The organism is Fusobacterium ulcerans, from assembly GCF_003019675.1.
In the GTDB taxonomy this organism is placed as follows: Bacteria; Fusobacteriota; Fusobacteriia; order Fusobacteriales; family Fusobacteriaceae; genus Fusobacterium_A; species Fusobacterium_A ulcerans.
In genome coordinates, this window is the sequence record NZ_CP028105.1 from 668,362 (window position 1) to 688,393 (window position 20,032).

The 20,032-nt window shown below is 31.2% G+C and carries 16 protein-coding genes; all 16 read right to left on the reverse strand.

The window, feature by feature from the left end; all coding sequences use genetic code 11:
* Positions 1–68: 68 nt before the first annotated feature.
* The gene (locus C4N20_RS03085) at positions 69–935 is read right to left on the reverse strand and encodes a phosphatidate cytidylyltransferase (RefSeq protein WP_005980973.1); all 867 of its coding nucleotides are present in this window, start codon (positions 933–935) and stop codon (positions 69–71) included.
* A gap of 16 nt (positions 936–951) precedes the next feature.
* Positions 952–1,557, reverse strand: coding sequence for a CDP-alcohol phosphatidyltransferase family protein (locus C4N20_RS03090; RefSeq protein WP_005980971.1), 606 nt, complete (start codon positions 1,555–1,557; stop codon positions 952–954).
* On the reverse strand, positions 1,554–3,254 hold the full coding sequence (locus C4N20_RS03095) for a bifunctional alpha/beta hydrolase/class I SAM-dependent methyltransferase (RefSeq protein ID WP_005980970.1): 1,701 nt from the start codon (positions 3,252–3,254) through the stop codon (positions 1,554–1,556). Before C4N20_RS03095 ends, C4N20_RS03090 begins: the two co-directional genes overlap by 4 nt.
* A 23-nt stretch (positions 3,255–3,277) precedes the next feature.
* The gene (locus tag C4N20_RS03100; RefSeq protein ID WP_005980968.1) at positions 3,278–4,573 is read right to left on the reverse strand and encodes a dual specificity protein phosphatase family protein; all 1,296 of its coding nucleotides are present in this window, start codon (positions 4,571–4,573) and stop codon (positions 3,278–3,280) included.
* Positions 4,563–5,306, reverse strand: a complete 744-nt coding sequence (locus C4N20_RS03105; RefSeq protein WP_005980966.1) for an SDR family NAD(P)-dependent oxidoreductase — start codon at positions 5,304–5,306, stop codon at positions 4,563–4,565. The genes C4N20_RS03100 and C4N20_RS03105 overlap by 11 nt, the downstream gene beginning before the upstream one ends.
* On the reverse strand, positions 5,306–6,421 hold the full coding sequence (locus tag C4N20_RS03110; RefSeq protein ID WP_005980964.1) for a patatin-like phospholipase family protein: 1,116 nt from the start codon (positions 6,419–6,421) through the stop codon (positions 5,306–5,308). Before C4N20_RS03110 ends, C4N20_RS03105 begins: the two co-directional genes overlap by 1 nt.
* Positions 6,422–6,562: 141 nt before the next feature.
* The gene (locus C4N20_RS03115) at positions 6,563–7,774 is read right to left on the reverse strand and encodes an FprA family A-type flavoprotein (protein ID WP_005980962.1); all 1,212 of its coding nucleotides are present in this window, start codon (positions 7,772–7,774) and stop codon (positions 6,563–6,565) included.
* A gap of 50 nt (positions 7,775–7,824) precedes the next feature.
* A complete protein-coding gene (locus C4N20_RS03120) occupies positions 7,825–9,735 on the reverse strand; it encodes an acyl-CoA dehydrogenase family protein (RefSeq protein WP_005980960.1) in 1,911 nt (636 codons plus the stop codon).
* A gap of 413 nt (positions 9,736–10,148) precedes the next feature.
* Complete coding sequence (locus C4N20_RS03125) at positions 10,149–11,588, reverse strand: Na+/H+ antiporter NhaC family protein (RefSeq protein WP_005980958.1); 1,440 nt, start codon at positions 11,586–11,588, stop codon at positions 10,149–10,151.
* Between the two features lie 235 nt (positions 11,589–11,823).
* Entirely contained in the window at positions 11,824–13,137 is a 1,314-nt protein-coding gene (locus C4N20_RS03130) for a sodium-dependent transporter (protein ID WP_005980956.1), read from the reverse strand.
* A 75-nt stretch (positions 13,138–13,212) separates the two neighbouring features.
* Complete coding sequence (locus tag C4N20_RS03135) at positions 13,213–14,922, reverse strand: proline--tRNA ligase (RefSeq protein WP_005980954.1); 1,710 nt, start codon at positions 14,920–14,922, stop codon at positions 13,213–13,215.
* 59 nt (positions 14,923–14,981) lie between these two features.
* Positions 14,982–17,042 carry an ATP-dependent DNA helicase RecG gene (gene recG, locus C4N20_RS03140; RefSeq protein WP_005980952.1) on the reverse strand — a complete coding sequence of 687 codons (2,061 nt, stop codon included), beginning with the start codon at positions 17,040–17,042 and terminating at the stop codon, positions 14,982–14,984.
* An 80-nt stretch (positions 17,043–17,122) separates the two neighbouring features.
* Complete coding sequence (locus C4N20_RS03145; protein WP_005980950.1) at positions 17,123–17,872, reverse strand: YebC/PmpR family DNA-binding transcriptional regulator; 750 nt, start codon at positions 17,870–17,872, stop codon at positions 17,123–17,125.
* Between the two features lie 59 nt (positions 17,873–17,931).
* Positions 17,932–18,483, reverse strand: a complete 552-nt coding sequence (locus C4N20_RS03150; protein ID WP_005980948.1) for a 5-formyltetrahydrofolate cyclo-ligase — start codon at positions 18,481–18,483, stop codon at positions 17,932–17,934.
* Positions 18,464–19,075 carry a uracil-DNA glycosylase gene (locus C4N20_RS03155; protein ID WP_005980946.1) on the reverse strand — a complete coding sequence of 204 codons (612 nt, stop codon included), beginning with the start codon at positions 19,073–19,075 and terminating at the stop codon, positions 18,464–18,466. Before C4N20_RS03155 ends, C4N20_RS03150 begins: the two co-directional genes overlap by 20 nt.
* 10 nt (positions 19,076–19,085) lie before the next feature.
* Positions 19,086–19,862, reverse strand: a complete 777-nt coding sequence (locus C4N20_RS03160; RefSeq protein WP_005980944.1) for an MBL fold metallo-hydrolase — start codon at positions 19,860–19,862, stop codon at positions 19,086–19,088.
* Positions 19,863–20,032 lie beyond the last annotated feature (170 nt).

Genomic DNA, 20,032 nt, shown 5'->3' on the forward strand with positions numbered 1-20,032 from the left:
ATTTTAAAAAGAAATAGCATTTTAAAACTTCTCTATCCTTTTTATACAGCTTCTTTGAATTAAAATCTTTAATTTAAAATATGTAAATGCAGTGTTATTAATAAAATAACAGGTGAATTCAATATCAAACTGTCTACACGGTCTAGTATTCCTCCATGTCCTGCAAGTATTGTTCCTGAATCTTTTTTATTTGCTTTTCTTTTAAAATATGAAATTAAAATATCTCCCAAAAATCCAAATATAGATATTATTGGCCCCATCCAGATACCTAACTTGTATCCATAGACCGTATTGAAAAAAAGTATAGTTACAGTAGTCAAAACTACTCCTCCAATTACTCCTTCTAAAGTTTTACTTGGACTTATTCTTGGAACTATCTTTCTTTTTCCAAAAATATTCCCAGTAATATACTGATAAACATCATTTAATTCTATGAGTATAACATATCCTACAATCAATGAAATTCCAGATTTTATATTTACTAGATATGCAATAAAGCTTATCAGGTAAATGCTCAGAAAAAAGCTTACAGCTGTCTCCTTTTTTCTTTTAACAAACATACTTATAGCTATTACCATACATGGAACGAAGAAATAGAAAACATAGAGCATATTTCTATAGATAATAAGATAATTGCTTCCTATTATTAATATACTCAGTATTTTCATCTCAGAAGTTATTTCTATATCAAAAAGTTTAAAAAATTCCATTACTGATAAATATGATATCACAGCAAAGAGAATAAGCATGGATACTCTGTTTATGCTCCCTAAATAAAATATGACAATTATTATAAGCCATGTTTTTATTCTTTCACAAAGATTTATATATCTCTCTTTACTGAATTTATTTTTTAATAAATAAACCAATATATAAGCTCCTATTGCCATAAAAAAGAAAAAAATAAGTATAGGAATTTTTTGAAATATTTCCATATAATATTTTCCTCCTTTATGAAATATTTTTCAAAGAATTTTTTATTCTATTATATATAGTAAGAAGGAGCAACCCTACTCCTAAAATTAGAAGATATTCTATACATCTGCTATCTAATTTAAAAAATACAAAAATTGACAGTAAACTTATAAATAATGCTCTGTCACTTTTCCCCATAGGTCCTTCATAATGTCTTTTCCCATCTACCTGTATAGCTGTGATTCCTGTATATTCTGAAAGTATCCCTAAAAAAATAAACAACATAGATAATACTACATTTATATTTAAAACAGAAAAAAAGCAAAAGTAAAAAACTGTATCTGCAACTATATCTCCAATTTCATTAAGAAAAATTCCCAGATTTGTTTTCTTGTTAAATCTACTGGCAATCATTCCATCTAAAGCATTTAAAGCCATTCTCTTTAAGAAAAACAGAGGAACTATTAAAAATAGTATCCTATATTTAGAAAGCTTATAAAATAACAGAGAAAATACAATGCTTCCAATCATTGTTCCAATAGTTATTTGATTGGGAGTTATTCCTAATAAATTCAGTTTTTTACATAGGGGCATCAATAAGTCCTGAAATTTTTTCTTTAAGTTATATACTGATATATTCATTCCCCTCCCCCTTTCTCAGCTAAAGAAACTGTAAAAATACCAAAATTATCTATAAGCATTTTTCTTTTTCTTAATCCATTATAATTAAAAATGTTATCAAGTTCTTTTTGACTTCTTCTCCTCATTACCCAATCTTTTTCTCTATGATTATTCAGAACAAAAGCTATTTTATGAAGCTGTGGATGCCATGGCTGTCCAGTATATATAATACACCCATCTTTTTCAAGTATTTCACCTGCTCCCTTTACTGCCTCATTTAACATTTCATTATTATTGAACAATTCAAATATTCCAGAAATTATTATTATATCAGGATTAAAATTCAACTCTTTATAAGTTTCAAACTTAAAACAGTCTAAATTACTAAATTTTATATTTTCCCAGCCATTTTCCTCAATAACCTTTTCTCCTGCCTTTATATTTTCCTCTTTAAATTCATTTATTAAAATTTCAGTATCTGGAAATTCTCTTTTGATATCAAAAAGATAATTCCCAACCCCTCCAGCAATATCCAGTATTTTTATACTTTTTTCAGATGATGATATTCTCTCTCTAACCAAGCTCAAAAGATTTTTCTTTCTTTCTCTTATTCCTCTCCACCCTATCTCGTTTAAATAGCATCTGTCCATAAGCTTTCCTATACCTAATTTTCCAGCAGTTTCATTTTTATATACATAATCAAGAGAAGGCCCTGAGTCAAATCCATGTTGTAGGCCTACACTCATTCCTCTGCTCAGCCATCCTAATCTGTTCAGCATAAACTTCTGTATTCCAAAAGATATTTTTTCATGAAAGGGAATCATTTTTAATAAAATACTCTCATATTCCTTTTGGGAAAATTTTTCAGGGAGTATGTCTATAGATTTCTTTTTTACAGCAAAGCTTTTTATAATAAAGTTATCTATTTTTTCATAAACCTCTTCTCTTCCTTCTTCAAACATTATCCCATGATAAAATTCTTTCAACTCTATAAATTCTTTTAACTCAGATTCAAGGTTCAGATAAAACCTTTTCTGTGAATCATTTTTTACTACATAATCTTTTCCAGCAGAAAAGATTAACACAGGAATATCAATAGCAGCAGAATCATCAGCTAATCTTTTTCCAGCATCTAAAAGATCCACAAGAAGTCTGGCATTTATATCTTTAGTTATCAATCTATCTGAATCATACTTTTCCTGCTCCTTTACATCATGAGTCAATACCTTTGATTTTACATAACTTGGAACTTTAGCATTTTTATTGAGTTTTGTTAAAAGTATAATAGATTCCTTGGCAAAAGGAACATACAACTTTATTTCAAATGCAGGAGCGAGGAGTGCCATTCCAGCAATCTCAGGAGCATAATCATGCACCCATGCAGTTAAAATAACTCCCCCTATACTGTTAGCCACCACAAATATATCTTTTTCTGATATTCCATATTCTTTTTTTATAAATTTTACAAAAGCATCTAAGTCTCTCACATAATCCATAAATATTGGAGAACTTTTTTCCTTTGTACATCCATGTCCTCTCAAATCATAAGAAAAAACATTGTACTTTTTAAATTTTTCATCAGATGCAAAATCATTTAACCTTTCTGAATGCTCATGTCCTCTATGAATTACAACTAAAGTTTTTTTATTTTTTTCAAAATTCCAGCTTCTATAAAATATATCTGTATTATCAAAGCTTTTAAAATAATTCATTTCCATAGAATTCTCCTTATTTGAATGCACTAGCATTCTTTGATATTATCCAGTATATAGTCTGGAATTACAGCATTTTTTACTAATTTCTTTATTCTAAAAACAGCCTCCTTGCTTTCAATGTGATAATTCTTTCTTAAAAAAGCACTTCCTAAGGCTGCACTTCTTGAATATCCCATTAAACAGTGTATATATATTTTTTCATTTTCTTTTAAATCCTTATATTTCTCTACTGCTAATTCTAAAGCTGATAAGAATATATCTTCTTTTAAATTGCAGATATCCAAAAGAGGAAAGGAATGATATTCTCTACTCCCTCTTTTTAATATATTATTCTCCTCTGATTCTGCTGCCAGATCTATTACAATGACTTTTTTATCAGAAAGAAAAATCTCTGCCTCTTCATTATTTAATTTCGAACCAATAAAGATATCAGGAGCAATCTCCCTCCAAGGTTCATTCTCATATTTTCTAAAATATCTCCATAAAATATTATAGCAAAGCAGATAAGGTAAATGTATTATTTTATTGTGAAGAGCTATTTTTCCATCTTTCTTCAAAAATTCAGAATTATTCTCTGCATAAGCTTTTCCCACAAGAAAAAAAGATAGAGAGCTCCATAATAATATCCTAGTCCAATTAAAAAATATCAATCCTATTGTAAATAATATAAAACTAAGTAAAAAATATATAAACCCTACTTTTCTATTTCTTTTATTATCTCTTTCAGGAAAAATAAAAATGGTAAAAAGAGTAAGACCCAGAGAAAATATTACATCTATTACATGATGCTGATAAATAAAAATAGTAGATAATCCCAGCAGAAAAAACCAAACACAGAACGGATATTTTGCTTTGCTTTTTATCTCCTTATAAAATACTATTGTAAATATTACTGCATAGCTGATATGCAAAGAGGGGCACTGATTAAAATCTGTATCCATTCTTTCAAGAAACTGAAAAAAGAAATTGAAAAAAATATTTTTTACTTCAGGTTTTTCAAATGCAAATTTCAAAGGAAAAACAAAAAAAGAAACTGCTGACACTATTGTTATAAAATTTATTCGTTTTACTAATGTGTACAGGCTTTCTTTTGTTTTACAGACAAAGAATACACATATAAAAAATATCCCTGAGCTTATATATGGAATTATCATCCATGAAATAAATGGAATATCTTCTTCCCATCTAAAATAAAATGATGGCACTGAGCTCAAAGCAGAACTATACTTTCCAGCCATTTCATAAAGAAATAAAAAAATTATATAACTTAAAGACATCCATAAAAAACTCTGTACTTTCAGATTTATATTTTTATTTTTCATTCTTTTTCCTCAATAATATCATACTTAATATTTTTTTAGGAAACATTGAAAGAATAGATACTGCTATTTTCATTTTCTTTGGAAATATTATTTTATCTCTATTTTCTTCAATACTTTTAATTATAATATCAGCTGCATATTCCTCTGTCATTATAAAAGGTTTTTTAGATACATCATTATTATTCAATTCTCTCAATTTTAAAGTGTCTATATATCCTGGAATAACAGCAGTCACTCCTATTCCAAAATCTGATAAAGCTTCTCTGTATGCTTCACATAAATTTATAACAACTCTCTTTGATTTGCTGTATACAGATGCTCCAGAATATTCCAGCAGAGCTGCCACTGAAGAAATTGCAGCAATATGCCCCTTTCCATTTTTCAGCATAATTTCTCTGGCTATTTCAAAAGCATTTAAAGTTCCAGATATATTCACCTTCAGCATATTTACAGCTTCATCTTGAGTCAGTCTTCCAGTACGGCTGTTTGAATAGCTCCCTGCTGAAGCTATCATTATATCCAGTTCCCCTTTTGAAAAATCTTTTACTGCTGCTTCAAAAGACAGTTTATTATATATATCAAGTCTGTATATTTTCAGTTTTTCATGTTTTTCTATTGCATCTATTTTTTCCTGGCTTCTCCCGCAAACTCCTACTTCATGACCTTGTTCTAAGTATTTTCTGGCAACTGCCAGCCCTATTCCCGATGTTCCCCCTGCAATAAATATTTTCATTATACTCCTCCAGTATTCATTTTTCTCAATGTTTCAGAGGTATTATATATATTTTTGTTTCTCATATTTTCCTTATTATTTTTTTTATTTGATAATGCTTCCACTGTACGTTCATAACCATATTTCCATTGAAGTTCTACATCATTTTTAAATTTTTCATAGTCATCAGGAACAGATAATTCAACTTGTAATTTAAACAGATTCAGTTTAGCTGTTACATAATGTCCTTTCAATTTTTTAGGGACATCAGATGTATCTATCCAATAGTCTCCATAGGAGTCATGTATTTCTCTCAACCTCTCATTTCCACTATATCCTAGAACTGATCTTACAGAAGAATCCTCTACTTTGTCATATTCCTGTTTTAATTCTAAAACTACTTCATCAGCCAATATTTTTGCTAATTCTATTGGTATAAGATCTACTGCTCCCCCAGCAAAATATTCACCATTGTATAATACAGGCTTAGTATAAAACATATCTGATGCAGATATTCTTGCTGCCTTCAATAAATCAACATCAGTCATAACTGCTGTTTTTTCCATTATTGTACTTTTCTGAAAAATCTTAGAGTTTCTATACAGCTCATCTTTTAATAACTTTTCTGTTTTCTTATCAGTAAAAATAATTTTTTGGTAGAGCTTCCTGTTTTCACATTTTTTCCCTGTTTCATCTTTGCTAAACAATATTTTTGAACCAATAATAGCAGTTCCAGTAATAGAATTTTTCTGTCTATTTAATGAAGGAAGATATTTTTCTAAATCTTCAGGTATATCCACTAGATACTTGTCAAAAATATTTTCTATATATAGATTTTTTCTTAATTCTCTTAATTTACAGTCGATTCCTATTCTATAGAGCATTTTCTCTTTTGTGAGTTTTAGCGATTTTATAAAATTATATAATTCCAATGATTTCATATACTCTTTTCTCTCATTATTCGTTTCAAAAGAATTTATAATAGCAGATGCCATTGCCCCACCACAAGTTCCTATAATAAGATCAGGTATATATCCCCTGTCTTCCATTGCAGAAAATATTCCACCATAAATAGCAAATCTGGAACCTCCTCCAGAAAAAATAACTGCTCTTTTATATTTCTGTAATTTTTCCATATATTATTCTCCTCAAAATTTCTGCTTTAGATACAGGATAACTCTTATTAAATTCTACCATATTAATAGTTACTGTGCTATTTATTTATTTACCTAAAAAAAGCCCACTGGTTTTCCAGTGAGCTTTTCTCTACTATTAAATTAATTTTTTTCTTTCATTGATTCAAGTATGCTGTTAACAAAAATATTCATTTCCTCATCTGTGCTTTCATTCATAGAAGAAGCTAATGTAACTCTTTCATTCAGTACTGTCATTTCTCTCATACCTTCTAAGAATTCCTGCATCAATTTACCAGATTCACATGCCCATGAACCATTTTCCAGAATACCAAAAGTTCTCTTTTGTAAATTCAGAGCTTTCATATCCATCAGATAGTTATGCATCAATGGATAAATTCCAAGGTTGTATGTTACTGAAGCCAGTACCACATGGCTGTATTTAAATGTTTCAGATATTAATTGTGATACATGAGTTTTAGAAACATCATACATTACCACATTAGTCATTCCTTTTTCTACAAGCTTAGAAGCTAGTACAGAAACAGCATTTTCTGTATTTCCATACATAGAAGCATATACAATCATTACTCCTTTTTCTTCAGGCTCATATCTGCTCCATTTATCATATTTTTCAAGGAAATATCCTAGATCACTACGCCAAACTGGACCATGCAGTGGACATATGATTTTTATATCTATTCCAGCAGCTTTCTTTAAAAGCGACTGTACATGAGGTCCGTATTTTCCAACTATATTTGTATAATAACGTCTTGCATCATCAAGCCATTCTCTATCAAATTTTACTTCATCATTAAATAGTTTTCCATCTAAAGATCCAAAAGATCCAAAAGCATCTGCACTGAACAATACTCCATTAGTCAGATCAAAACTTACCATAGCTTCTGGCCAGTGAACCATTGGTGCTGCAACAAACAGAATTTCATGTTTTCCAAAAGATATCTTATCTCCCTCTTTTACTTCCTGAGTTTTTGAGCTATCTATATGGAATCCAAATTGATTCATAAGATAAAAAGCTTTTTCATTGCTGATAACTTTAACTTTAGGATAACGAAGCATTACTTCTTCAATCATAGCAGCATGGTCAGGCTCCATATGATTGATAACCATATAGTCCAAAGGTCTTCCATCTAAAACTGCTTGTATATTTTCTATAAATTGACGTCCTATTGACCAGTCTACAGTATCAAATAAAACAGTTTTTTTATCTAATAAAAGGTATGAATTATATGAAACTCCTCTAGGAATGGGATGTATATTTTCAAATAAATGAAGGCGATGATCATCTCCTCCTACCCAATATAAATCTTCAGTTACTTTTCTAACATTATGCATGAATTACTCCTCCTTTATGCTTAAAACAGCTTAAATTTTTTACTCATATCTTAAACTTCAATAAACATATCCTTACTTTCTCCACATATTGGACAGATCCACTCTTCAGGAAGAGCTTCAAAAAGTGTTCCTGGTTTAATATCATTCTCTTCGTCTCCTACAGCTGGATCATATTCATATCCGCATCCATTACAAACGTGACGTTTCCAAGTAGGAATTTCTTTTTTAGGAATTGCTCTCTTCATTTTTTTCATTGGAGGAGCTTCTTTTTTAGGTTCTCCATCATCTAACGCAGCAGTAAGTAAAGGAAGTATTTCTTCTACATTTCCTATTATTCCATAGTCAGCATTTTTAAATATTGGTGCATTTGGATTATTATTAATAGCTACTATTGTTGTAGCATCTTTTATTCCTTTCAGATGCTGTCCTGCTCCTGAAATTCCACAAGCTATATACAAGTTACCATTAAACTTTTGTCCTGACATTCCAACATAACGATTTAATGGAAGATATTTTAAAGTTTCAGCCACTGGTCTAGATGATCCTATTGCAGCTCCAGCTTGTATAGCCAGATTTTTAATAAGCTCCATATTCTCTTTTGGTCCAATTCCTTTTCCAGCACTTACTACACGATCAGCCTGTGATATAGGTGTATCTAAATCTATTCCTACAGTAAAGTCATAACCATCAGCTTTTAACGCTTCTACTAATGCCTCTACTCTCTCTTTCGCACTACCTTCTTTTAATATCATATTTTTACGAATACCTGTTGCATGACCTTTTGATGATGGTTTCTTAGATCCCCCATCGCTCTTAGGCATTTTTCCAATCAAATGAGAAGCTATAACTACTCTTTGTATTTCATTTGTTCCCTCATATATAGTACAGATTTTTGCATCACGATAAGCACGTTCCACTTCCATACCTTTAAGATATCCAGTTCCTCCAAAAATTTGAAGTGCTTCATTTACTATTTCCAGACATACATCTGAAGCATATTGTTTTGCCATAGCAGATTCCATAGCATAATCTTCGTGATTTTCTTTTAATTCAGCAGCACTGTATACTAAGAATCTTGCTGCTCTTAATTTTGTTGCCATATCAGCTAATTTAAAAGAAATTACCTGTTGGAAAGCGATAGGTTTTCCAAACTGTTCTCTTTCTTTTGCATAAGCAAGAGCATTTTCAAAAGCACCCTGAGCGATTCCCAAAGCTTGAGAAGCTATTCCTATTCTTCCACCATCCAGTGTAAACATAGCAATTTTAAATCCTTCTCCCTCTTTCCCTAAAAGGTTTTCTTTCGGCACTTTTACATTATTAAATATCAATTCAGCAGTTGATGATGAACGGATACCCATTTTGTCATAGTGATCTCCAAATGTAAATCCTTCCCATCCTTTTTCAACTATGAAAGCACTTATTCCTCTTGTTCCTATATCAGGAGTTGTAACTGCAAAAACTATATATGTTTCAGCTTTATCAGCATTTGTTATAAATATTTTTCCACCATTAAGAATGTAGTAATCTCCTTCTAATACTGCTGTTGTTTCAGTTCCACCAGCATCACTTCCAGCATTTGGTTCTGTAAGTCCAAAAGCTCCCAATTTTTCACCTTTTGCTAATGGTACCAAGTATTTTTGTTTCTGTTCCTCAGTTCCATAAGCAAAAATAGGATAAGATCCTAAAGAAACATGGGCTGATAAAATTACTCCTGTTCCTCCATCTACTCTTGATAACTCTTCAACAGCGATTGCATAACTGATCATATCCAATCCTGCTCCACCATACTCTTTTGGAAATGGTATTCCAAGCACTCCCATTTCTCCAAGTTTTTTTACAGCTTCTGTTGGAAATTCATTCTCCTTATCTAACATAAAAGCTATCGGCTTTACCTCTGTTTCGGCAAATTCCCTTATCTTCATACGCAAATTTTCATGATCTTCTGTTGTTTTAAAAAACATATACTGCCTCCTTCTGTTTTAATGTTCAAAATAACTCTTAAAACTTTTTTATAATGGATACAAAATTAAATTTAATGTTTTTTTACTATATATTCATAATACCATCGTGGACCTTTAATGTCAACTATATTTTTGTTTTTTAAACGGGAATTTTTATTTTAAATAGAACAGTTTATAATGAATTTTTATTATTTTTATTAAAAATATCCAAAAACTTTTAATAAAAATTTATCTGAACAGATTTATGGTATTCATGAATTATAGTTTGAATAATATTTTGGCTTTATATTATATCTTTACAACATTATACGGTCAGTCCTCTTCATTTCATTTTTTTATTTATAATTTTTTTTAATTATAATAAAAAAACAGCCCTGAAAGACTCAAAGCTGTTTAAAATCATTTATTTTCTTTTATCTGCTGAAAATATTAAATATAATACTTCCTTTTTTAACCTTTCTTTCTTCTTTATCCTCATTATCTAATTTACTTGTTCCTATTTCTGTTATATTAAAAAATAAATTTACTACTAATAAAGCTATTGGAAAGAACAGGTAAGGAATTACTTTAGCCATGTCTACCCCTAAAGTTCCTGCTATAAATATTCCCGGAACACTCCATGGAACAAGAGTTATTCCAACAGTTCCAGTTGCTTCTACTATTCTTGTTATATTTTTATTTTTTAAATTAAATTTCTCAAAAAGTGGAAGAAATATAGATATTGGCAGAATAATTGCTAGAAGCTGTGCCCCTGTTACAAATCCTACTCCAAGAGAAACTAAAAATACTGTTACAGTAAGTTGTCTTGAACTTTTTATTCCCTGCTGTATCTTATTTAAAAGATTATCAAAAGAATGACATTCATTTATTATTCCAACAAGACATCCTATAAATATTATGATTATCACAGTTCCACTTACTTCATTCATTCCCCCTCTGGCAAATAATTTTGTTACTGAAGGATCATTAAATTTCTGATTTACTCCCAATATAGTACTTCTCATTATATCTACTGTTTTAAAATTCTGAAATACAAAACTGCTTAATACTCCCATTATCACTGAGGAGAAAAGAACTATATTTGATGGTATTTTTTTTATCCCTAAAATTATAACAGCAAGTGGAATTAAAAGAAGCGCTGGAGTTACATTAAAAACTGTTTCCATCTCTGTTAAAAATCCATTTATATTATCCATATTTATATTTTCTACTGCTATATTATTTCCAACTATTGTAAATCCTATCATAGCTATAATAAAAGCTGGAATTGTGTCCATAAGCATATATTGTATATGTTCAAAAAGATCAGTTTTTCCAAGAGCAGCAGATATATTTGTTGTATCAGATAAAGGAGACATTTTATCTCCAAGAAAAGCTCCTGATACTATTGCCCCTGCTGTTATTTCAAGAGGAATTCCTACTTGTTTGGCTATTATGATGAATGATACTCCAATAGTTCCAATAGATGTAAAAGATGTTCCTGTTATAATTGCCACAGCACCAGTCATAGCCATAACAATAGGAACAAAAAATCTAAAATCTATCACTTTAAATCCCCAGTAAACCATAGATGGAATTATTCCTCCGATTATCCAGCTGCTGACAATAAGCCCAACCAGAATAACTGTAAGAAGTGCTGGAAATACTCTTTTTACTCCGCTTCCCATTGCATCTTCAATATTTCTAAGAGTTTCTCCTCTCATAAATGCTATTGTTCCAGACACTACTACTCCTGCTAATATAGGAGGAACTACCCCTGTTCTCCATTGAAGTATTGATATTTCTCCAAATACAATAATAAAAATTATTGGAAGAATATCCAAAACCAAGCTGTTCTTAAATTTTTCTCTCATTTTCATCTCTCCTCTTTTTTGCATAAAAAAAGCCTTCCTACATAAAATTGTAAAAAGGCAAAATAATACAAAAAGATATTTCCTGAAAAGGAGATACTTTGATATATCATTAAATTAATTATTTTCCTATCCTACAATCCTACTATTCTACATAATCTTACTTTTTTACTGCTTCTACTATTCTACTATATTACTTGTATATGATTATAAATAATTTAATTCATTTTGTCAAGTCCTATCCTATACCACCATAGATAAGACCCAGAATTATTATTATAACTGTTCCCGGAATAAATATATATCTTCCAAACCATACTATTATACTTCCAGTTTTAAAATTGCTTCCTTTATTAATTTCAGCAATTACTTTATTTTTATCTATGCAGTAAAAATATATTCCTAGAGATATAACTGCCCCTAATGGAATAAGAATAACTGATACAAAATCAGCAAATTTACCAAAGTAATTCATATTTAAATCTAAAACTAATCCTATAGCAAGGGCTACTACCCCTACCACCACAGCAGATTTTTTTCTTGAAAATCCAAATCTGTCCATAACTGATTCTACTGGTACTTCCAGCTGATTGATAGCAGATGAAAGAGCTGCAAATATAACACTTAGGAAAAATATTCCTCCAAGGAATGTTCCCCCTGGAATATGTGAAAATATTGCTGGTATAGTTATAAATAGAAGTGAAGGACCTGCTCCAGCATCTAATCCAAAAGCAAAAGCTGCTGGTATTATTATGAATCCAGCCATAAGAGCTGCCATTGTATCAAGAAAACAAGTCTGTACTACACTTTCAAATATATTTACATCATCACCAAGATAACTTCCATACACCAGAAGTGCTGATCCACTAAGTCCCACTGTGAAAAATGCCTGTCCCAGTGCCATTATCCATGTCATTGGATCTTTAAGCATACTCCAGTCAGGCTGAAGAAGAAAATGAACTCCAGTTATTGCATTTGGCAAAGTAAGAGATCTTACCATAAGCCCTAAAAATATTACAAACATCAAAGGCATTATTATTTTATTTATCTTTTCTATTCCTTTTACAACTCCCAGTGATATAACCACTACACTGAAAACTATCCCTATTACATGCCATGGTATAGATGCTGTCTGCCCTGCAAGCTGTCCAAAATATTCTCCATACTCAACATGATTTATAGCTCCAGTAAGATATGAAAAGAAATATCTTATTACCCATCCAAAAACTATAACATAGAATATAAATACTCCTGTTACTGATATTATAGGAATTACTGGAAGACACTTTTTGAAAGGTATCTTTGTATTTTTTATTATTTCAGGCAATCCAAATATTCCTTTTTTCATCATTCTTCCAAATGATATTTCCCCTACAAGACCAACTACTGCAAATAATGCAATAAATATAAAATATGGTATAAGGAAGGCTGCTCCTCCATATTTTCCTAATTTCCAAGAAAATAACCATATATTTCCAAGTCCAATAGCTGCTCCTACACATGAAAGCATAAACCCTATTTTTCCTGTAAAACTCTCTCTCTTCTCACTCATAGTGTTCCCCCATTTAAAATAAATAGAAAAAGAGGCAGGTCGAAAAATCCATCTGCCTCTTCAACTTCACTTCAATTAATATTTTTTCATCAGTTCTCTTACTGTTGAAACTACATCATCTTTAGATATTTCAAGAGTTTCTCCAGTTCTTCTGATTTTAAGTTCTACTATTCCTTCTCCAGCTCTTTTTCCAGAAACAACTTTGAATGGGAATCCAATAAGATCTGCATCTTTAAATTTGAATCCAGGTCTCTCATCTCTGTCATCTATCATAGAATCTATTCCATCATTTAAAAGAGCTTCATATATTTCTTCTGCTACTTTTACTTGCTCTTCATTTTTTACATTAGCTGGAATTACATCAACAATGTAAGGAGCTAAAGCTGTAGGCCAGATAATTCCAAATTCATCATTATTTTGTTCTATTGCAGAAGCAAGAGTTCTTGATACTCCTATTCCGTAACATCCCATCAACATTACTTTACTTTCTCCCTTATCATCAAGGAAAGTAGCATTCAAAGCTTTAGAATATTTATCTCCAAGTTTGAAGATATGTCCTACTTCTATTCCTCTTGCACTATGAAGTTTTCCTCCACATCTTTCACAAGTTTCTCCAACTTTTACAGTTTTAATATCTGCTACTATGTCAGCTTTGTAATCTCTTCCATAATTTACATTTATGTAGTGAGTATCCATCTTGTTTCCACCAGCTGTATGGTTGTTTATTTCAGTTACAGCAGTGTCTGCTATTACTTTTATATCTCCTAATTCTATTCCATATGGTCCAATAAATCCTTTTATCAATCCATGTTTTTCAAGTTCTTCATCTGTAAGAAGAGCAACTTCTACAGCATTTACTATATTTTTAAGTTTTGTTTCGTTTACTTCATAATCTCCTCTCATTAAAACCATGTATACCTGATCATTTCCCATATCTCTATACATCATAGCTTTTACAGTTTTGCTGTAAGGAATATTAAGGAATTGTACGATATCATCTATTTTAGAAACATTTGGAGTATCTATTAATTCTGCATTTTTAAGTTCTTCCACTGGAGACGCTTCCACTCTGCTCACAGCAGTTTCCACATTTGCAGCATATGAACAAGAATCACAATAGATAATTTCATCTTCTCCAGAATCAGCTAGTACATGAAATTCTTGAGATCCGCTTCCTCCGATTGCTCCTGAATCTGCTTCTACTGGTCTGAATTTAAGTCCGCATCTTGAGAATATTCTTGAATAAGTATCTCTCATATTTAAAAATTCTTCATCTAAAGATTCAGCAGTTGCATGGAAAGAATAAGCATCTTTCATAACAAACTCTCTTCCTCTCATAAGTCCAAATCTTGGTCTTATCTCATCTCTGAATTTAGTTTGAATTTGATAAAGACTCAATGGAAGAGCTTTATATGATGAGATATCATTTCTTATTAAGTCAGTAACAACTTCCTCATGAGTTGGTCCTAATACGAAATCTCTTTTATTTCTATCTTGAAGCTTCATCATTAGAGGCCCCATTACGTCCCATCTTCCGCTTTCTTTCCATAATTCAGCTGGCTGAAGAACTGGCATCAATATTTCCTGTGAACCTGCTCTGTCCATTTCTTCTCTTACTATATTTTCTACTTTTTTCAAAGCTTTATACCCTAGTGGTAAGTATGTATAAACTCCACTTGTAAGTTTTTTTATCATGCTTGCTCTCAATAGAAGTTTATGACTTGCTGTTTCCGCTTCTTTTGGAGTTTCTTTAAGTGTTTTTATATAACTCTTGCTAAATCTCATTTTACCCTCCGAATTTTCTATAATTTACTCTATATTTTATCACATTTTAATTTTTTTTTCTAATTTTCTTTAAATTTTTCTTCAATATCATATTTCAGATATCTATTTTTTATTATCCCTTTATTTTCTTTAAGATAATCTGTACAGATATCCTTTACAAGTTTGATAGTTTTCACATCATGAACTATATCTGTAAATTTAAGATCACTGAATCCACTTTGTTTTGTTCCAAATATCTCTCCTGATTTTCTAAGCTTCAAATCTTCCTCTGCTATTTTAAATCCATCCTGTGTTTCTTCCATTACCTGAAGTCTTGATTTAGAAACGGCATTATCTGTCCTAGACACTAAAAAACAGTATGACTGATATTCTCCTCTTCCTACTCTTCCTCTCAACTGGTGGAGAGCAGAAAGTCCAAATCTTTCAGCATTATTTATTACCATAACTGTAGCATTAGGCACATCTACTCCTACTTCAATAACAGTAGTTGAAACCATTATGTCCAGTTCCTTATTTTTAAATCTGCTCATTACTTCATCTTTTTCAGCATTCTTCATTCTTCCATGAAGTACTCCTATTCTATAATCAGGAAGATATTTGCTCACTTCCTCAAGTAGTTCTTCAGTAGATTTAGCTGCCAGCTTTTCACTTTCTTCTATAAGGGGAGCAACAAAATATGCCTGTCTTCCTTGAGAAAGTTTCTTCCCAATAAATTCATACATAGTTTTTGTTTCATCTATTGTTGCTATCCATTTAGTTTTAATAGGTTTTCTTCCTGGAGGAAGTTCATCTATTACTGATACATCTAAATCTCCGTATATACTTAATGCAAGAGATCTTGGAATAGGTGTTGCACTCATTACCACAAGATTGGCAAGAACTCCCTTATCTCTCAGTAATTTTCTCTGTACTACTCCAAACCTATGTTGCTCATCTATTATTATCAGGCCAAGTCTTTCAAATTCTACGTTCTCTTCTATAAGAGCATGAGTTCCTATAACTATATCCACTTCTCCCTCTTTTATTGAGTCCAGAAGCTTCTGTTTAGCTTTCCCTTTAAAACTTCCTGTAAGAAGTTCCACTCTTACTCCAAGTTTTTCAAATTTATCCTTTACAGAAAGATAGTGCTGTACTGCAAGTATTTCTGTTGGTGCCATCAATACCCCTTGGTATGAATTTTCTACCATGTAAAGCAGAAGTACCATGGACACTATTGTCTTTCCACTTCCAACATCCCCCTGTATAAGTCTATTGATTATTCTTCCATTTGAAAGGTCTCTGTATATTTCTGTTATGACTTTTTTTTGTGCTTTAGTAAGAGAAAATGTCAAATTTTCAAGATACTGTTTTACTAAAGTTTTCTTATCTTCCAGCTCATACTTGCTTGTATTCTGGCTGTCCATTTCAAATCTTTTTTGAAGTATTCCCATTTCCAGTACCAGCAGCTCCTCTATAGCAAATCTTCTCTTTGCTTCTTCAAGATTTTTGCTGTTGCTTGGAAAATGTATCTCTTTCATAGCACGTTCTCTGTCCATTACTTTATATTTTTTCAATATCTCTTCTGGAATATTCTCCTGAAAAATATACAATTTACTTTTCATAGCTTCTTTCATAAGCTTACGAAGAGTATTCTGGGGGATCTCTTTGCTTGTACTGTATATAGGAAGTATTTCTCCAGCCTCAAGTTTTTGTTGATTGCTGCTCAATTTGAATTCTGGATTTACCAGTTGATATACATAACCTCTTTTTATCTGACCAATGAATATATACTCCTCTCCTATCTTCAGAGTTTTTCTGAGATAGGGCATTTGAAACCATACCAGTTCTAATATCCCTGTGTTGTCGGTAGCTGTCGCCTTGACCATCTTCAGCCCCGACCTAGTGGGGGGTGCACTCACTGTAAGAAGTGTTGCTTTAAGAACTACATATTCATCTCCACGAAGGTCTCCTATCTTCATGATATTAGTTCTGTCATCATATGCTCTTGGGAAATAATAGAATAGATCATACAAAGATTTTATTCCCAGTCTTTTCAGCTTATTTGTATTTTTTTCATCGAAATACTTTATTTCAGCATCTTCTATAGGCTGATACATATCTCTGTATTCTTCTTTCCTCATTAAAATTTCCCTCCTTCTATATAAAAATTATGAGGCAGCTCAAAACTAAAATAATCTTGAGCCCCCTCACTATATTTTTTCTAATCTAATTGATCTAATAGTTCATCTGCAATATCAAAGTTAGCATAAACATCTTGAACATCATCAAGATCATCTAGTGCATCATAAAGAACCATTACTTTTTTAGCAGTTTCAAGATCAGTGATCTCAACTTTATTTTCTGGGTTCATTGAAATTTCAGCTTCCTCATAAGCATATCCAGCTGTTTTTAGATTTTCAAGAACAGTTTGGAATTCAGTATAGTCAGTGATAACTTCAAATACTCCATCCTCTTCAGATACATCCTCTGCTCCTGCTTCTAAAGCTGCCATCATAAATTCATCAGGATCTATTCCTTCTGACTTTACAGTGATAACTCCCTGTTTCTTAAACATCCATGCAACAGCACCATCAGTTCCAAGATTTCCACCTTTTCTAGTGAAAGTCATTCTCACTTCTGAAGCTGATCTATTTTTATTGTCTGTAACTACATCAACTATAAAAGCTGTTCCTGCTGGACCATATCCTTCATATCTGATTTCAGAGAATTCTACACCTTCCAATTCTCCAGTTCCTTTTTTAATAGCTCTGTCTAATATATCTTTAGGCATATTTCCAGCTTTTGCTTTCTCTATTGCAAGTCTAAGTCTAGGGTTAAAAGATGGATCTCCTCCACCCTCTTTAGCTGCTATTGTTAATTCTCTTCCAAATTTAGTGAATAATTTTGCTCTTTTTTTATCTTGAGCACCTTTTCTATGTTGGATGTTATTCCATTTACTATGTCCTGACACAAGAAACCTCCTAATTTTTTCTTAATAATATAAAATTTTATCACATTAGCTCAGATTTTTCAATATTTCTTAGCTTCAATCAAATTATTTTTTAAAAAAATGATGTCCACTTTCTTATCATGTTTCTCAGCTTCTATTTTTTCTACTAATTGAAAATCATAAGCTATGGATATTTTCACAGAATCTGAATAATTTTCTAAAAACCTGTCATAATATCCTCTTCCAAATCCTATTCTGTTTCCTTCTTTATCAAAAGCTACCCCTGGAACTATTATCAAATCTATTTTCCCAGTATATTCTTCTCCAATAGGTTCTTCTATTCCCATAGCTCCTCTTTTAAGACCTTTTCCATATTCTACAGCTTCCATTTTTTCTTTTCCTACTGTTCTTGGAAGTATAAGTTTTTTTCCTGAACTCAATACAGCATTATTTATTTCATGAGTATCTATTTCATTTTTAAAGCTCATGTAGCTCATTACTGTTTCAGCTTCCTCAAAATAACTGCTCTTCAATAATGCTTCTGTTATTTTTTCACTTGTTTCTTCCACTTCTGAATATGAAAGGGATTCTCTTTTTTCTCTTATATAATTTCTAATACTCTTCTTCTCCATACCCTTTCGACATCTCCTCTTTCAAAAGTTTAAGATCAGCCCAGAATTCTATAGCTACTTTTGATTTTTTACCACTGTCATTTCTGGATTTTTTTACAAAATTCACATCATAAGTAAGTAAAAGTTTTATTCCTCCAGTCCATTGTATAAACTTTCCTCTTTCCTCTCCTATCTTTACTTCTCTTTTAAGGAGAGCTCTTGCTGCTTCTGGCCCTAAAGCCACAACTATTTCAGGATTTATAAGAGCTATCTGCATATCCAGCATTTCCATCAATTCATTTTGATCATCTTCCATATAGTCTCTGAACTTACAGTCTTTTTTAGCAAGTGTAGTTATGTAATATTCATCTGGAAGTATTCCTTCTATGTCACATAGCTTTATAAGAAATTCTCCACTAGAACCAGAAGCAACTTTCAAATCTTCATTTTGATAAAGATCTGGGTCATCTCCTATGAAAAGAACAGAAGCGTCTTTGTTTCCACTTCCTATAAGAAGTTTTCTGTCAGCTCCCTCTCCATAATTGCTTCCAAGACCTCCAACTTCAAACTTTATCGTCTCCCAAAGTTCTTCTACTTCTTCATTTATCATCATCTACACCTCCTTACAACTCAAAGACATCTGTTACTTTGTCCTGCATAGCTATTTCAAAATCAAGTTTTATGTTATTAGTTAAAAGTTCATCTCTTACAGTATTTTTTACTATGTCGTAATTATTACTGTCTTTACTGATATGAGCAAGATATACTTTTCTCAATCTTTCAGTATACATATCTTTTATAAATTTAGCTGCATCATTATTAGAAAGATGTCCGTTTCTTCCCTTTACCCTTGCTTTCAGATCCCATGGATAACTGCATTTCATCAGCATATTATAGTCATAATTACATTCAATAACCATTATATCCACTTCTTTAAAATATTCTCTCACTGTATTGCTCACATACCCTATATCTGTTGATATAGCCATTCTTTTACCACATTCAGTTTCCAATCTATATCCTATAGTTCTTTCTGCGTCATGCATCACATCAAAAGGACGTACTTTTATCCCATCTTTCAGAAAAAAGTCCTTTGTTATAAGCTTTAGATTTTTATCAGAAATTTTCCCAAGCTTAGTCTCCCCAGCAGCATAACTTTCTGGTGTTATATATATTGGAATGTCATATTTCCTTGATATTATTCCTGCTCCCTGTATATGATCTGTATGTTCATGCGTTATCAACAGAGCATCTATTTCATTTATATTTCTATCTATACATTTTAATTTTTCCTCTATTTTTTTACAGCTGAAACCTGCATCAACCAAAAGTTTGATACCATCATTCTCTACAAAAATAGAGTTTCCACTGCTTCCACTTCCTAAAATTGAAACTTTCATTCGCTATTTCCCTTCTAAAATAAAAAATTATTAACACTTAAATTATATCGTAAATTACTTTTTTATACAACTGTTATTCTTATTGTGAAAATTCTCAGTTAATTTTCCCAATTTTGAAATTTTATTTTTCTCTTTGTAACATTTCTGACACAATTACTTGGTATATTAAA

Bases quoted from the DNA above. Each gene is read 5' to 3' on its own strand.
- C4N20_RS03085 (WP_005980973.1), bottom strand. From the start codon at position 935: ATGGAAATATTTCAAAAAATTCCTATACTTATTTTTTTCTTTTTTATG.
- C4N20_RS03090 (WP_005980971.1), bottom strand. From the start codon at position 1,557: ATGAATATATCAGTATATAACTTAAAGAAAAAATTTCAGGACTTATTG.
- C4N20_RS03095 (WP_005980970.1), bottom strand. From the start codon at position 3,254: ATGGAAATGAATTATTTTAAAAGCTTTGATAATACAGATATATTTTAT.
- C4N20_RS03100 (WP_005980968.1), bottom strand. From the start codon at position 4,573: ATGAAAAATAAAAATATAAATCTGAAAGTACAGAGTTTTTTATGGATG.
- C4N20_RS03105 (WP_005980966.1), bottom strand. From the start codon at position 5,306: ATGAAAATATTTATTGCAGGGGGAACATCGGGAATAGGGCTGGCAGTT.
- C4N20_RS03110 (WP_005980964.1), bottom strand. From the start codon at position 6,421: ATGGAAAAATTACAGAAATATAAAAGAGCAGTTATTTTTTCTGGAGGA.
- C4N20_RS03115 (WP_005980962.1), bottom strand. From the start codon at position 7,774: ATGCATAATGTTAGAAAAGTAACTGAAGATTTATATTGGGTAGGAGGA.
- C4N20_RS03120 (WP_005980960.1), bottom strand. From the start codon at position 9,735: ATGTTTTTTAAAACAACAGAAGATCATGAAAATTTGCGTATGAAGATA.
- C4N20_RS03125 (WP_005980958.1), bottom strand. From the start codon at position 11,588: ATGAGAGAAAAATTTAAGAACAGCTTGGTTTTGGATATTCTTCCAATA.
- C4N20_RS03130 (WP_005980956.1), bottom strand. From the start codon at position 13,137: ATGAGTGAGAAGAGAGAGAGTTTTACAGGAAAAATAGGGTTTATGCTT.
- C4N20_RS03135 (WP_005980954.1), bottom strand. From the start codon at position 14,922: ATGAGATTTAGCAAGAGTTATATAAAAACACTTAAAGAAACTCCAAAA.
- recG (WP_005980952.1), bottom strand. From the start codon at position 17,042: ATGAGGAAAGAAGAATACAGAGATATGTATCAGCCTATAGAAGATGCT.
- C4N20_RS03150 (WP_005980948.1), bottom strand. From the start codon at position 18,483: ATGGAGAAGAAGAGTATTAGAAATTATATAAGAGAAAAAAGAGAATCC.
- C4N20_RS03155 (WP_005980946.1), bottom strand. From the start codon at position 19,075: ATGATGATAAATGAAGAAGTAGAAGAACTTTGGGAGACGATAAAGTTT.
- C4N20_RS03160 (WP_005980944.1), bottom strand. From the start codon at position 19,862: ATGAAAGTTTCAATTTTAGGAAGTGGAAGCAGTGGAAACTCTATTTTT.